Here is a 14662-nt window from a genome sequence, read left to right as displayed (position 1 = left end):
GGAGGAGGCAGCCTGCGTAACCACGCAGGCCCAGCGAGCGCCGCGGAAGGTACAGCGTGAGTAGTAGTAAAGCCACCGGCAGCCGGCTCTCGACCCGGTTGTCGCGATTGCTGAATATGGTGCCGTACTTCCTGGCGAACCCGGGAATCAGTGCCGCCGAGGCGGCGGCCGAACTCGGCGTGAATACCAAACAGCTGATGAGCGATTTGAATCAGCTGTGGATGTGCGGACTTCCGGGCTACGGGCCCGGTGACCTCATCGACCTGTCGTTCTCCGAGGAGAGTATCGAGGTCACCTTCTCCGCCGGTATCGACCGCCCGCTGCGGCTGACCTCCACGGAGGCGACCGCGCTGCTGGTCGCGCTGCGTTCCATCGCCGATCTGCCGGGCATGGTCGATCCCAGTGCCGCGCACTCGGCTACCGCCAAGATCGAAGCCGCGATTTCGGGGCGGGAAGCCGAGATTCGCGCCGCCGCGCCGGTGGAGGCGCCCGCGGTGGCCACGGTCCGATCCGCCCTCGCGCGTGGCCGCGCACTGCGGCTGGTCTACTACTCCGCCAGCCGCGATGTGGTCTCCGAGCGCGTGGTGGATCCGATCCGAATCGTGCTGGTGGACAACAACAGTTACCTGCAGGCCTGGTGTCGTGCGGCCGAGGGGGTTCGCCTGTTCCGTCTCGACCGGATCGAGGAGGCCGCCGAGCTCGCCGAGGCCGCCCGTCCGCCGGTGGACGCCACCGACGAATCGGCGGGTCTGGACCTGTTCGTCGACGATCCCGCGGTCCCGTTGGCGCGCTTGCGGATTCACGCCGATCTGGTGTGGGTGCTGGACCAGTATCCGATGCACCGGGTCGCCGTACATTCCGACGGCAGTGTCGAAGCGACCATGCGCTTCGCCACCCTGGATTGGATGGCGCGACTGCTGCTCGGCTTCGGCTCCGGTGTCACCGTGCTCGCACCGCCGGAGCTGGTGACCGCGGTGCGGGATCGGTCGAGTGCCGCGCTGGCCGCCTATGCCGAACTGGTCGGCTGACGGGTATCGAAGGGGAATGACAGTGACTGGGTACGAGGAGGTCGGTCCCGCTTGACGTTTCGCGTAATGGTGTTCGGCGCGGGCAGTATCGGGGCGTATGTCGGCGGCAGGCTGGCCTCGGCCGGGGCGGAGGTCACCTTCGTGGGCCGTCCCCGCATGCTCGACGAGCTGAAAGCCTCGGGTCTGCGTCTCACCGACCTGGACGGGCATGAGGCGACGGTGTCGCCGGATACCTTCCATGTCGCGACCGCGCCCGAGGGCACCCCCGATCTGGTGTTGATCTGCGTGAAGTCGCGCGATACCAGCTCCGCCGCGGCCGCTCTGGATGGTCTGCTGCGTCCCGGCACCGTGGTGCTGAGCCTGCAGAACGGTATCGGCAATGATGCCGTCATTCGCGAAATCCTGCCCACCTGCGTGGTTTTGGCGGGCATGGTCATGTTCAATGTGGTGCACCATCCGGACGGCCGCTTCCATCGCGGCACCGCGGGCGGTATCGCGGTCGCCGACGATCCGGCCCTGGACCGTTTCGCACCGCTGCTGCGGGGCTCCGGCCTCGGCGTCAAGCGCTACCCGGACCTGCTGCCCGTGCAGTGGGCGAAACTGCTGCTGAATCTGAACAATCCGATCAACGCGCTCTCCGGTCGCCCGCTGCGTGCGGAGCTGGCGAACCGGGATTACCGCCGCTGTCTGGCGCTGGCCCAGCGCGAAGCCCTGGCCGCCATGGCGCGCGCCCGTATTCGGCCCGCCCGCCTCACCGTGCTCCCGCCCGAGACGATGACGCGCCTGCTTACGGTCCCGGATGCGGTATTCCAGCGGGTCGCGGGCAAGGTCCTCGCCATCGACCCGGTGGCCCGCTCCTCTATGGCCGATGATCTGGCGGCCGGGCGGAAGACCGAAATCGCTTGGCTGTGTGGTGAAATCGTGAGTCTGGGAGCGATGGTCGCCATGCCGACGCCGGTGAATCAGCGTCTTGTCGATCTCATTACCGCCGCCGAGAACGGTGACCACCGCACCTGGTCCGGTTCGGAGCTGCTGGCTCAGTTGCGCGACGCCGCGAACGGTGTTCCACGGGACGCGGCGGGCGGTGTTGCCGGGTAACATCCGGGCAAACCTGAGGGGTCCACCGGCCGAACCACGGTTGACAAATGGTTCGGCATATGCCGGTCCGGTAGCATCAAATCACCACATATTTGGAGGTAGTCGATGGGCTCATTCAGCGCGACGCATTGGATCATCATTGCGGTGCTGTTCCTGGTTCTCTTCGGAGCCAAGCGGCTTCCGGATGCGGCCCGGGGTCTCGGACGGTCGCTGCGTATTTTCAAGAGCGAGATGAACGAGATGCAGGCCGATGGTGACACCAAGGCCTCGCCGACCACGCCCGCTCCGGAGCTTCCGGCCGCGCAGCCGTCGGTCGATCCGGCCGAACAGGCCAAGAAGGACCTGCACAAGGCGTAACCGCTTTTCCGTATTCCCGGGATGAGGATCCTCGTCCCGGGGCGAGCTTTGTCCAGGTTCGGCGCCAGGCGATCAGCGAGGGCAGTCACTTTCATGCGCATTCCGTTCGACCCCCGGCGCAGTCGGCGTAGAACGAATCCCGACGGCACCATGTCGTTGGTCGACCACCTGCGGGAGCTGCGGTCGCGGCTGCTGAAGGCACTGCTGGCGGTGGCATTGACCACCATCATCGGATTCCTGTGGTACTCGCACTCGGTCTTCGGTCTGGACAGCCTCGGTGACATTCTGCGCGGGCCGTACTGTGAGCTGCCGCCGGAATCGCGCGCGAGCCTCACCACCGACGGGAGCTGCCGCCTGCTGGCGACCGGGCCGTTCGAGCAGTTCATGCTGCGATTGAAGGTCGGTCTCACCGCGGGCGTGGTGCTGGCCTGCCCGGTCTGGCTGTATCAGCTGTGGGCGTTCATTACGCCCGGCCTGTACGCGAAGGAACGCAAGTACGCGGTCGTCTTCGTCACCGCGGGCGCGACCCTGTTCGTCGCGGGTGCGGTGCTGGCCTACTGGATCGTCGCGCACGCCCTGAGCTTCCTGATGACCATCGGCGACAATGTGCAGATCACGGCGCTGAGCGGTACGCAGTACTTCGGATTCATCATCCAGTTGCTGATCATCTTCGGGGTGAGCTTCGAAACGCCGGTGCTGATCGTCGGACTCAACTTCCTGGGCATTCTGACCTACGAGAAGCTGGTCAAATGGCGGCGCGGGATGATCTTCGGCCTCTTCGTCTTCGCGGCCATTGTGACGCCGCAGGACCCGTTCTCCATGCTGGCGCTGGCGATCGCGCTGACCGTGCTCTTCGAGCTGGCCGTGCAGATCGCGCGGATCCACGACAAGCGCAAGGCCCGGCGGGCCGAGAGCTGGACGAATCTGTCCGATGAGGAGGCGTCGCCGCTGGGCGGCCCGGACGGTGTCGGCGGCTCCGGACCCGTCCCCGCGCCCGGACCCGTCGCCGCGCCGGAAAAAACTACGCGATCGGTTTCGGATTACTCCGATACCCTCTGACAGTGGCAGATCGGTCGCTCACTGGCGAACTGGCGGCATTCGCCGCCGAACTGAAATTCTCCCTGGATCCGTTCCAGCGGGATTCGTGTGAAGCACTCGAGGGCGGGCACGGTGTGCTCGTCTGCGCACCCACCGGTGCGGGTAAAACCGTGGTGGGTGAGTTCGCGGTGCACCTGGCGCTCGCTTCGGGGGGTAAAGCTTTCTACACCACGCCCATCAAGGCGTTGTCGAACCAGAAATTCGCCGACCTCACCGAGCGGTACGGGCGCAATAGGGTCGGGTTGCTGACCGGTGACCAGTCCATTAATCCCGATGCCGCCGTCGTGGTGATGACCACCGAGGTCCTGCGCAATATGTTGTACGCGGGTTCGGATGCGCTGCACGGGCTTTCGTATGTGGTGATGGATGAGGTGCACTACCTCGCCGACCGGTTCCGGGGCGCGGTGTGGGAAGAGGTCATCCTGCATCTGCCGCCGGAGGTGCGCCTGGTTTCGCTGTCGGCGACCGTCTCCAATGCCGAGGAATTCGGTGCCTGGATGGAGACCGTGCGCGGCGATACCGCGGTCATCGTGGACGAGACCCGGCCGGTGCCGCTGTGGCAGCACGTCATGGTCGGGCGGCGGATGTTCGACCTGTTCGACACCAGCTCCAATGACCATAAGATCCGGGTCGACGAGGACCTCGTCCGCTACATCCGGCAGAAGGAAACCGTCGACCGGATGGAAGGTTGGGCGGTGCCGCGCGGCGGACGTGGCGGCGGGCGGCGCATGTTCCGGCCGACGCCGCGCCCGGAACTACTCGCCAAGCTCGATGAGGAGGGGCTGCTGCCCGCCATCAGCTTCATCTTCAGCCGGGCGGGCTGCGATGGGGCCTTGACGCAGTGCCTGCGTTCGCGGCTGGATCTGTCGCGGCCGGAGCATGCCGACGAGGTCGACGCCATTATCGAGAAGCACACCGGTGATCTGCCCAAGGCCGATCTCGAGGTGCTCGGGTACTGGGAGTGGCGGGAGGCGCTGCGGCGCGGGCTCGCCGCGCATCATGCGGGTATGCTGCCTGCCTTCCGTCATACCGTGGAGGAGCTGTTCGTGCGCGGTCTGGTGCGCGCGGTATTCGCCACGGAGACACTGGCTCTCGGCATCAATATGCCGGCCCGCACGGTGGTGCTGGAACGTCTGGTGAAATTCAATGGCGAAACCCACGCCGAACTCACACCCGGTGAGTACACGCAGCTCACCGGGCGCGCTGGTCGACGCGGTATCGATATCGAAGGTCATGCGGTGGTCATGTGGACGCCGGAGGTGGACACCAGCGCGGTGGCCGGTCTGGCCTCGACCCGTACCTATCCGCTGCGCAGTTCCTTCCGGCCCGGCTACAACATGTCCATCAATCTCATCGATCGGATGGGTGCGGCGCAGTCGCGGGCGCTGCTGGAGCGGTCCTTTGCCCAGTTCCAGGCGGACCGGTCGGTGGTGGGTTTGGTGCGTGGTATCGAACGCAATGACGCCACGGCGCGCAAGCTGCGCTCGCAACTCGGCGATGACTTCCTCGAGTATTTCGAATTGCGCGAACGCATTCGGGAACGGGAGCGGAGTATCGAACGGCAGGGGAGGACCGACCGCCGGTCCGCGGCGGTCTCCTCGCTCACCACGCTCAAGCGCGGCGATGTGGTCACCATTCCCACCGGGCGCCGCGCCGGACTCGCCGTGGTGCTGGAACCCGATGCGTCCCCGGGTGATCCGCGTCCACTGGTCCTCACCGAGGACAAATGGGCGGGGCGGGTCTCCGCCGCCGACTTCCCGACACCCGCGCAGACGCTCGGTCACCTGCGTTTGCCGCGGCACCTCGACCATCGCACCGCGCGGGTGCGTCGCGATGTGGCGTCGGCGTTGCGCGATACCGGGCTCGGCGGCGGTGGGCGGCAGCGCACCGGTAAGAAGGCCCGGGCCGCCGACGATCAGCAGTTGCAATCGCTGCGGCGGGCGCTGCGCGCCCATCCCGTGCACGCGCGCCCCGATCGGGAACAGTTGGCGCGCATCGGCGAACGCTACAACCGGGTACAGCGGGAAACCGAATCCATGCGGCAGCAGGTGGCCTCGACGACGAACTCGCTGGCCCGCACGTTCGACCGCATTGTCGGGCTATTGGAAGAACGCGGGTATGTCGACGGCGGCGAGGTCACCGATGACGGACGGCGACTCGCCCGAATCTATGCCGAATCCGACCTGGTGGTCGCCGAGAGCCTGCGTCAGGGTCTCTGGCGCGGTCTCGGTCCCGCCGAATTGGCGGCCGTGGTGTCGGCCCTGGTGTTCGAATCCCGCCAGGAGGGTGGCTATCTCGGTGTCGTCGGCCCCACCCAGCCGATTCGTCGTGCCCTCGAGGCGACGGTCGGAGTGTGGTCGCAACTGCGCCACGACGAGGCCCGGCACAAACTTCCGCCCACCCGCGAACCCGACCTCGGCTTCGTCTCCGGTATTCACACCTGGGCGGCCGGCGGCGATCTCGTCGACTCCCTCCTGGCCAGTGGCGATCGCGGAAACGCCCTCTCGGCGGGCGATTTCGTGCGCTGGTGCCGCCAGGTCATCGACCTGCTGGACCAGATCCGCAATACCGCCGATGACGAAGAGGTGGCGGGTACGGCGTCGAAGGCGGTGCGCGCCATCCGGCGGGGTGTCGTCGCGGTGGACGCCGCGTAGGGATAACTACTGTGATTTGATTCTTTTTGAAGTACCGACCGTGGTGGGTTCACGCGCGTGAACTGACTCGGGGGGCTGAGCGTTTAGTACGACGATCGCGATGGAGGCAAGCACATGAGCGGCCCTTACGGACCGAATGAGACCCCGGGCGGAGGACAGGGTAGTAACGACCCGACTCAGCAGTGGACCGGTGGCCCGCCCGCGGCACCGGGCGCCGGACCGACCCAGCAGTGGGGTGGGCAGCAGCCGCCGCCCGCGCAGCCGACCCAGCAGTGGGGCGATCAGCAGCCGCAGGGACAGTGGGGACAGCAGCCCGGCCAGCCGCCGCAGCAGCCCGGTGGGCAGCCGTGGGGTCAGTCCCAGCCGCAGTGGCCGCAGCAGGGCCAGCCCGATTACCAGCAGCAGCCCGGACAGCAGCAGCCCGGGCAGTGGGGGCAGAGCCAGCCGCAGTGGCCGCAGCAGGGTCAGCCCGACTATCAGCAGCAGCCCGGGCAGCCGTGGCCGCAGCCCGGCGGGCAGCAGCCGAAGAAGAATACCGGCCTGATCATCGGCGCGGTTATCGGTGCCGTCGTGGTGGTCGGTGCGGTTATCGGCGGCGTGTTCTTCCTGACCGCCAAGGACCAGCTGGACAACAAGGCCGTGCAGTCCGGTGTCGAGCAGGTGCTGAAGGATTCCTACGGCATCGAGGATGTCAAGGATGTCAGCTGCCCGTCCGGTCAGAAGGTCGAGGTCGACCAGACCTTCAGCTGCGACCTCAAGGTCAGCGGCGAGAACAAGACCGTCACCATCAAGATCACCAAGGATGACGGCACCTACGAGGTCGGCCGCCCCAGCTAGGCGCTCCCCCGCCTCCCCGAGACTTCAGCGCCCGGCTGCGAGCCGTCGATACTCGTGCACGCGTGCCGGCGGTGGGGAGCCGAGAATATTTTGGGCGTACCCGACGAGTTACCCCGATCCTTACGAGATCAGTTGTCGCGGCTCACTTCTCTGGGGTGGTCAGGCCCGGTCAAGCGCCTTTATCAGGCGCTTGACCGGGCTTTCGGCGTTGAGAGCGACTGCCAGTTCTTGTAGGCGGGTCGGGTCGGCGGGTTCGGTGGGGAGTAGGTCGGGGCGGGAGAATTCGATGGTGGCGTCCTGGACGACTCGGACGACCGGGCCTGCGGCCTTCAAATAGTCTTCGGCGGCAGCGAGTTTGGCGCGGATACCCTTGGCCAGGTCGGCGGAGGGGTCGGCGACGGCGGCGCGCAGCGCGTCGAGGGAGCCGAAGCGGGAGATGAGGGTGGCGGCGGATTTGTCGCCGATACCCGCGACTCCGGGCAGGCCGTCGGAGGCGTCACCGCGCAGGGCGGCCATATCGGCGTAGGCGGGGCCCGCGTTCTCCTGTGGCACACCGTACTTCGCGGAAACCTCGGCGGGGCCCCAGAGTACGGCCTTGGACAGGCCCTGGCCGACGTAGAACACCCGCACCGGCGGGGTGGGGGTATCGCGCACCAGTTGCAGCAGGTCGCGGTCACCGCTGACGACAATGACCTCGCTATCGCGCTCGCGGGTGGCGAGGGTGCCGATCACATCATCGGCCTCCAGACCGTCCGCACCCGCGGTCGCGATCCCGGCCGCCTCCAGGACATCCATGATCATGTCCACCTGCGGGGTGAGGGTATCGGGCACCTCCTCGACATCCGGTGCGGATTCGTCGGCGACCCGGTGCGCCTTGTACGTCGGCAGCAGGTCCACCCGGAATTGCGGTCGCCAATCCAAATCCAGGCAGACCACCAGGCGGCTCGGCCGATGCTGTTTGGTGAGGGCCGCGACCATATCGGTGAATCCGCGCAGTGCGTTCACCGGTCGCCCGTCGGGGGCGGTGATCTTCTCGGGAATCGCATAGAACGCGCGGAACCAGAGGCTGGCTCCATCGAGCAGCAGCAGCGGACCGGAGGCGGGTGTGCTCATGGACCCAGACGCTACCGGGCGTCGCCGACAGGTGGCGAGAAGTCGTGGCACGCGTTCTCGTCAACGCATCCGTCGCGACGGATAGCGGAAGCGCCGGGCTGTGGCGCGCCGCGGGGATATGGAGCGACTCGCGCGTGCGGAGGACCACTCGGGTGGCCGATCACAGGTCGCCCGGGTGGAATCCGGCGTGCTCGGCATCAGGTTCGCGCAAGGGATGCGCGATCGTGTCGAGGTCCGCGCGGCAGACAGGTAACGTCGAGTGTCATGAGCTCTCATGGTGAGTCACGGTTCACTTCGGATGTCTACGAGGCGCGACTGGAGCGGGCGGCGGAGTTGACCCGCGCCGCTCATCTGGATGCGCTGCTCATTACCCCAGGTCCGGACCTGCAATATCTGATCGGGTCCCGCGCGCAGTCGTTCGAGCGGTTGACCTGTCTGGTGATCCCCGCCTCGGGGGCGACGCCGTCGGTGATCATCCCGAAGCTGGAATTGGCGTCGCTGGGCGCGTCCGCGGCGGGGGAGCTGGGTCTGCAGATCGTGGATTGGACCGATGGGGTCGATCCGTACGGACTGATCAAGACGGTATTGAACGCCGGGGCGCGGACGGCGGTCGACGACCATATGCCCGCCCTGCACCTGCTGCCCATCGCGGAGAAATTCGGCCAGCTGCCCGTATCGGCCACACCGATGCTGCGGCAACTGCGAATGCTCAAGGACGACACCGAAATCGCGGCGCTGCGCCAGGCGGGTGCGGCCATCGACCGGGTACACGCGCGCATGGGTGAATTCCTGCGCGTCGGTCGCACGGAAGCGGAGGTGGCCGCCGATATCACCGCCGCCATTGTCGAAGAGGGCCATACCGCGGCCGCGTTCGTCATTGTCGGCAGCGGCCCGCACGGCGCGGATCCGCACCACGAGGTATCGGATCGGGTGATCGAGGACGGTGACGTGGTGGTCATCGATATCGGAGGCCCGGTCGAACCCGGCTACTTCTCCGACTCCACTCGCACCTATGTACTCGGCGAACCGTCGGAGGAGGTGGCCGCGCAGTACGCCGAACTCGAGCGCGCCCAGGCCGCCGCCGTCGCCGCGGTGCGACCGGGGGTGACCGCGGCATCGGTGGACGCCGCCGCCCGCGACCTGCTCGCGAAGGCCGGTCTCGCCGAATACTTCGTGCACCGCACCGGTCACGGCATCGGGCTGTCCGTGCACGAGGAGCCCTACATCGTGTCCGGCAACGGCATTCGGCTCGAGACAGGTATGGCGTTCAGCATCGAACCGGGCATCTACTTCTCCGGTGCGTGGGGCGCACGCATCGAGGACATCGTGGTGGTCACCGCGGACGGCTGCGAATCGATGAACAAGCGGCCGCACGGACTGACCCGGCTGTAATCCAGGGTTAGTGATCCACCTGCGCGGACAGCGGAATTCCGGTGTGCAGGAAGCGGATCAGCCGCCCGATCCGTCCACAGTGCGCGGCGCAGCGCTCGTACTGCTGCGCCAGCAGGGCCAGATCCACCGCCATGGCCGAGCCGTAATCCCAACTGGTGTCGGCGATTACGCGCAGCAGTTGCCGGTGCAGGTGTTCGACGGTCCGGTCCCGGGGGGTAGGCGCGAGATCCGGTGACGGCGGTTGTGAGGTAATGGCCGCTGCCGCTGCTGTCGCGAGTTCGACTGTGGCGCTGGCCATTCCGGAAAGCAGTGGGATGATGTGCGGTGGTGCGACGGGTTGCGGATGCCGTCGCACCACCGCATCGGCGACCCGGCTCAGCGCGACGCCGATACCGAAGAGGTCGTCGGCGAGTCCGGTGGCGGTCACCACATGGCGTAGATCGCGGGCGACCGGCGCCTCGAGGGCCAGCAGAATGACGGAACGGTCTTCGCAGTTGGCGTGTTTGGCCTGCAATCGCTCTTCGAGGGCGAAGACCTCGAAGGCGGCGGCCAGATCGGTGTCGGTCAGCGCGACCGTGGCCCGCTCGGTGGCCTCGTGCGCGAGTCGCGCCATCTGTGCGAGCTCGTCGCTGAGGGTGGTGAGCTCGTAGGAGAATTTCGTCCGCACGGGGCTATCTTTACCGCCCGGACGCGATGACGCACCTGATCACGAAATGGACCGTCGGGTATGTGAATTCGGTGCGAGGGCGTCGATATGCCGTCTCGACGCTCTGGTCAGCGTGTCGGCGCCGCGGCATCCTTCAGGCTGCTGCTCGACAGCACCCGCTTGACGGTGATGGCGATGACCACGCGGGTGGGATTCTCCCGCGGCCGGCGGTAGCGTCCGATATAGCGATCCACGGCCTCGGAGACGTTCGCCGGATCATCGAGCACCTCGGCCGGGCCCTCCAGGGTGAGCCAGCGCGCCCCGTCGACCTGACTCACCGCGGCATATCCGGACCGTCGTGCATTGCGGACCTTCACCGATCCGCCATCGCAGATGATCCGCGCGATTCCGGCCTCGGGATCCCAGGTGAACCCGACCGCCACCACATGCGGAGTGCCATCGGCGCGCAGGGTGGTCAGGGTCGCCAGGTGACGGTCGGTGACGAAGGCCAGGGCGGCGGAGGAGAGCTCGGGGCGGGTGGTCACAGTCGGCATGCCCCGACGCTACCAACCGGTCGCCTCGACTCGGCGCACGCGCATCAGACGCGGAGCGGCGCGGGTGGCCCTCCGTCCACTCCCACCGCCGCACCGAACCGGCGCGAGCGCACCGCGCGCCCGCCCCGGCAGATCGACCACGTGGTATTCGACCGTCGAGTCCCGGTTCGTCCAATCGCCCATCGGCTCATCGCGGTGGGACGTAGCCGGTCTCGCAGGCGTGGACTGTGCTGTCCGTATCGCGGATCGTTGAGTGGGGCGGGGATGAGATCGATCCGCGGCAGTCGGCGTCCGCGTCCGGCAACGGTGGAGAAGAACCCCATATTCGCGCCGACCGCATCGGCCACCAGTTCCTCGGCCTCGCCCAAGTGGTGACCGTGCGCCAGCTCGGCCGCCGTCACTGCGAGTGAGCTGTCGCCGCAGGGCCTAGGGCGTGGCGATCGGTGACCGCGTCCGTGGTCGGCAGCGAACGCGCGTCTCGGGTGCGGCTCCTGCGGGTAGCGGCACCGCCGCCTCGGGATTTCCCGGTACGCCCGGCGATCGGGTGGCCCGGGGGCGGCTGGCAGACTGTGCCCCATGGCCGAGATCGACGATGGCGTGGTGCTGGTACTGGGTGGACGCAGTGAGATCGGCGTGGCCGTGGCGCGCCGGCTCGCGGCCGGGCGGGTAGTGGTGCTGGCGGCGCGGCGCAGTGGTGAGTTGGCCGAGGAGCGGCGCGAACTCACGGCGGCGGGGGCCACTGCCGTACACACGCTGGAATTCGACGCCGATGATCTGGGGAGCCATCAGCCGCTGCTGGAGAAGGTCACCGCCGAATACGGGCGGATCGGGGTGGCGGTACTGGCATTCGGGGTGCTGGGGGACCAGGAGCGGGCCGAACGGGATCCGGCGCATGCGGTGGCGGTGGTGCACACCGACTATGTGGCGCAGGTGAATGTGCTGACCATCCTCGCGAATCTGCTGCGCGCCCAGGGCGATGGGCAGATCGTGGTATTCAGCTCCATTGCCGGGGTGCGGGTACGGCGCGCCAATTACGTGTACGGGTCGGCGAAGGCCGGGCTCGACGGATTCGCCAGCGGTCTCGCGGATGCGCTGTACGGCACCGGAATTCATCTGCTTCTGGTGCGTTCCGGCTTCGTTATCGGCCGGATGACCGAGGGAATGGATCCGGCGCCGCTGTCGAGCACTCCCGATCAGGTGGCCGACGGTGTGGTCGCAGGGCTGCGCCGCCGCGCCCGCACGGCGGTCGTCCCGGGGACGCTGCGACTGATGTTCTTCGCCATGCGTTTTGTGCCGCAGTCGATTTGGCGGCGGATGCCGCGATGACCGAGCTCGACTGGCCGCTCGAGCGGCCGATCTCCGTGGTCGGGATCGGGGCCGACGGGTGGGACGGGCTCGGCGGTACGGCACGGCGGGCCATTGTCGAGGCCGATGTGCTGCTCGGGTCGGGACGGCAGCTGGCGCTCGTTCCCGAGGGGGAAACTGGTGCGGGACGGGTGGCGTGGCCGGCGCCGCTGGTACCCGCTCTGACCGGATTGTTGAAAACCTATGCGGGCGAACGGGTTTGCGTACTGGCCAGCGGCGATCCGATGTTCTTCGGTATCGGTGTCACCCTCGCCCGGCTGGTGGGCGCGCGGGCGCTGCGGGTAGTGCCACAGCCCTCCTCGGCGGCCCTGGCCTGTGCGCGACTGGGTTGGGCGCTCGCGGAGACACCGGTGGTGAGCGCGGTGGGGCGGCGGCTGGAGACCGTACTGCCCGAACTCGCCGATGGGCGGCGTGTTCTGGTACTCGGTCCGGACGAGCACACGCCCGCACAGCTGGCCGAACTATTGGCGCGCAATGGATTCGGAGCGTCCATGCTGACCGTGCTGGAGCAGCTCGGCGGTCCGGGGGAGCGGAGTGCCAGCGGTACGGCCGAGAACTGGGACCTGCCCGCCGGCGATGCGCTGAATATCGTTGCCGTGGAATGTGTTGCGCAGCCATCGGCGGTGCGCCTGAGCCGGCTGCCCGGACTTCCCGATTCGGTTTACAGCGGCGATGGGCAGCTCACCAAGGCGGAGGTCCGCACCCTCACCGTCGCGGCTCTCGCCCCCGCTCCGGGTGAACTGCTGTGGGATGTCGGCGGCGGTTCCGGAACCATTGCCATCGAATGGTGCCGCACCCATTCCTCCTGCCGCGCGGTCACTTTCGAACACCTCGACACCCGCCGCGAACAGATAGCCGTGAACGCGGCCGCCCTCGGCGTCCCGACCATCGATATGCGCGGCGCGGCCCCCGACGCCTTCGGCGGGCCCGCCCCCGATGCCATCTTCATCGGCGGCGGCCTCACCCAGGACGATATGTTCGACGCCTGCTGGCAGGCCCTACGCCCCGGTGGTCGCCTGGTTGCCAATACCGTGACGGCGGAGTCGGAATCGCTGCTGCTCACCCTCGCCGCGGCCCATGGCGGCACACTGCGCCGCTTCCAGATCTACCGCGCCGAACCCCTCGGTGGATTCACCTCGTGGCGACCACAGTTGCCGGTGACGCAGTGGTCCGTCGTGAAGCCCTCGGGCTGAACATCACCGGGTGAGCGCAATACGGGGCTCGAAGCCCCGCGGCCGCCGCCGTCATTCCGGCATGCTTTCGGCCGGAATCCACCTCTGTCCAGGGCATGCATCCCGGCCGAGGCGTCACAGGGCGTGCCGACACTGCGCGTTCCTCTCAGTACCTCCGGCCCTCGACCGGCACTACGCGACGAGCGCGAGGTGTGCGCCCTTCCGCGCGCCGATACCGCCCGCTCGCGTCAGCAGGCGACCAATGGCCTCGGCGACTCGTTCCGGCTGTTCGAGAATGACCGAGTGGCCCGCGCCTTCGACCATGACGAGGTCGGAGTACTCGACGGCGGCGGCCATCGCGACCGAATGCGCGGATGGTGTCATCAGATCGGCGGAGCCGCACAGCACCAGGGTCGGAATCTTCGAGAGCATCGGCAGCGCGTCGGTGCGGTCGAAGACCATGAAGGCGCTCAGGAAGCTCGCCATGGTCACGATCGGCGTCGCATTGTGCATCGCATTGGCCAGGGCGATGACACGCGCGCTGACCTTGCGATCGCCGAATTCGGCGGTACGGATAATCGGGGCGAAGACCTTGCAGGCCAAGAGCTTCGCGTGCTGCATGAGGTTCGGAGCGAGTCGGACGGCCGCCTGGAAGGCGGACACCACCGGATGCCGCAGCAGCCGACCGAAGCCCGCGTCGGCGAGTCCGCGCGCCGCGGTCGCGATGAGTGCTACGCCGACAATGCGGGCACCGATCTCGTGCGGGTTCTGGCTGACATAGGTCAGCACGGTCATACCGCCCATCGAGTGGCCGACCAGGACAATCGGCCCGGTGGGGGCGACGGTATCGAGCACCTCGCGCAGATCGTGACCGAGCTGGTCGAGGTGGTAGGTCTGCCGGGGTGCCGCGGCGGAATCGCCGTGACCGCGGTGGTCGTAGCAGACGATCCGGGCTCCGGCGTACCGGTGCCGCAGCGCGTCGCGCACGTCGGTCCAGGACTCGGTGCGCAGGCAATGGCCATGCACGAGGACGACGGTGAGGTCGGCGTCGCGGGGTCCGTACTCGCGAATCGCAAGCGCCACACCATCGTTCGTCGCGACCGCGGCACGGCGTTCCGCATGGGGGGTGATCGTGCTGGAAATCGACATCGGTAGCTCCGGCTCGCTGGCTGTGACTTACTACTGTCCGCCGCATCCATCGCCGGTAGCACCGACCCCGGGTGCCGGGTTCGGTCCCTCGAGGGTGAGTTGATTACCACCCAGGGGTGCGGCCGGGGTGCCGGACCCCCGGCCCACGCCCTGGGCGTCCTACTCGGACGTCGGTGCTGTTCCCGCACCCGGTCAGATC

14 protein-coding genes are annotated in these 14662 nt (G+C 67.7%); 9 read left to right on the top strand and 5 right to left on the bottom strand.

What is annotated here, in order from left to right:
* Positions 1 to 116 precede the first annotated feature (116 nt).
* From NU1_RS28340 to NU1_RS28315, 6 genes are all read left to right on the top strand, one after another.
* Positions 117 to 1028: a helix-turn-helix transcriptional regulator gene (locus NU1_RS28340; protein WP_067526179.1), complete on the top strand. Its 912-nt coding sequence runs from the start codon at positions 117 to 119 to the stop codon at positions 1026 to 1028.
* A gap of 51 nt (positions 1029 to 1079) precedes the next feature.
* Entirely contained in the window at positions 1080 to 2126 is a 1047-nt protein-coding gene (locus NU1_RS28335) for a 2-dehydropantoate 2-reductase (protein WP_157553176.1), read from the top strand.
* Positions 2127 to 2231: 105 nt separating this feature from the next.
* Entirely contained in the window at positions 2232 to 2483 is a 252-nt protein-coding gene (tatA, locus tag NU1_RS28330) for a Sec-independent protein translocase subunit TatA (protein WP_067526175.1), read from the top strand.
* A gap of 93 nt (positions 2484 to 2576) precedes the next feature.
* Positions 2577 to 3542 (top strand): twin-arginine translocase subunit TatC, encoded by a 966-nt coding sequence (tatC, locus tag NU1_RS28325; protein WP_067526169.1) that lies wholly within the window; start codon positions 2577 to 2579, stop codon positions 3540 to 3542.
* Complete coding sequence (locus NU1_RS28320; RefSeq protein WP_067526167.1) at positions 3539 to 6235, top strand: DEAD/DEAH box helicase; 2697 nt, start codon at positions 3539 to 3541, stop codon at positions 6233 to 6235. The genes tatC and NU1_RS28320 overlap by 4 nt, the downstream gene beginning before the upstream one ends.
* Before the next feature lie 114 nt (positions 6236 to 6349).
* Positions 6350 to 7072, top strand: a complete 723-nt coding sequence (locus NU1_RS28315) for a DUF4333 domain-containing protein (RefSeq protein WP_067526165.1) — start codon at positions 6350 to 6352, stop codon at positions 7070 to 7072.
* 159 nt (positions 7073 to 7231) lie between these two features.
* Here the strand turns inward: NU1_RS28315 and NU1_RS28310 are convergent, their stop codons facing one another.
* Positions 7232 to 8185: a 5'-3' exonuclease gene (locus NU1_RS28310; protein ID WP_067526163.1), complete on the bottom strand. Its 954-nt coding sequence runs from the start codon at positions 8183 to 8185 to the stop codon at positions 7232 to 7234.
* 264 nt (positions 8186 to 8449) lie between these two features.
* Here NU1_RS28310 and NU1_RS28305 point away from each other — a divergent pair, with 264 nt between their 5' ends.
* Positions 8450 to 9577 carry a M24 family metallopeptidase gene (locus tag NU1_RS28305; RefSeq protein WP_067526162.1) on the top strand — a complete coding sequence of 376 codons (1128 nt, stop codon included), beginning with the start codon at positions 8450 to 8452 and terminating at the stop codon, positions 9575 to 9577.
* A gap of 7 nt (positions 9578 to 9584) precedes the next feature.
* On the opposite strand, the gene NU1_RS28300 is transcribed toward NU1_RS28305, so the two are convergent.
* The 3 genes from NU1_RS28300 to NU1_RS28290 all read right to left on the bottom strand — a co-directional run bounded on the left by NU1_RS28300 (position 9585) and on the right by NU1_RS28290 (position 11178).
* The gene (locus NU1_RS28300) at positions 9585 to 10244 is read right to left on the bottom strand and encodes a phosphate signaling complex PhoU family protein (RefSeq protein WP_067526161.1); all 660 of its coding nucleotides are present in this window, start codon (positions 10242 to 10244) and stop codon (positions 9585 to 9587) included.
* A 107-nt stretch (positions 10245 to 10351) separates the two neighbouring features.
* Positions 10352 to 10777 carry a PPOX class F420-dependent oxidoreductase gene (locus tag NU1_RS28295; RefSeq protein WP_067526159.1) on the bottom strand — a complete coding sequence of 142 codons (426 nt, stop codon included), beginning with the start codon at positions 10775 to 10777 and terminating at the stop codon, positions 10352 to 10354.
* A 44-nt stretch (positions 10778 to 10821) separates the two neighbouring features.
* Positions 10822 to 11178, bottom strand: a complete 357-nt coding sequence (locus tag NU1_RS28290; RefSeq protein ID WP_067526157.1) for a hypothetical protein — start codon at positions 11176 to 11178, stop codon at positions 10822 to 10824.
* A gap of 175 nt (positions 11179 to 11353) precedes the next feature.
* Between NU1_RS28290 and dprE2 the strand changes: the two genes are divergently transcribed.
* Both dprE2 and NU1_RS28280 read left to right on the top strand, forming a co-directional pair.
* Positions 11354 to 12103: a decaprenylphospho-beta-D-erythro-pentofuranosid-2-ulose 2-reductase gene (dprE2, locus tag NU1_RS28285; RefSeq protein ID WP_067526155.1), complete on the top strand. Its 750-nt coding sequence runs from the start codon at positions 11354 to 11356 to the stop codon at positions 12101 to 12103.
* The gene (locus NU1_RS28280) at positions 12100 to 13335 is read left to right on the top strand and encodes a bifunctional cobalt-precorrin-7 (C(5))-methyltransferase/cobalt-precorrin-6B (C(15))-methyltransferase (protein ID WP_067526178.1); all 1236 of its coding nucleotides are present in this window, start codon (positions 12100 to 12102) and stop codon (positions 13333 to 13335) included. Before dprE2 ends, NU1_RS28280 begins: the two co-directional genes overlap by 4 nt.
* A 171-nt stretch (positions 13336 to 13506) precedes the next feature.
* Here NU1_RS28280 and NU1_RS28275 read toward each other — a convergent pair whose 3' ends face one another.
* Positions 13507 to 14463, bottom strand: a complete 957-nt coding sequence (locus tag NU1_RS28275; protein WP_067526153.1) for an alpha/beta fold hydrolase — start codon at positions 14461 to 14463, stop codon at positions 13507 to 13509.
* Positions 14464 to 14662 lie beyond the last annotated feature (199 nt).

This window comes from Nocardia uniformis NBRC 13702 (genome assembly GCF_001613345.1).
Lineage (GTDB): Bacteria > Actinomycetota > Actinomycetes > Mycobacteriales > Mycobacteriaceae > Nocardia > Nocardia uniformis.
This window is presented reverse-complemented; position numbering and strand designations above follow the sequence as displayed.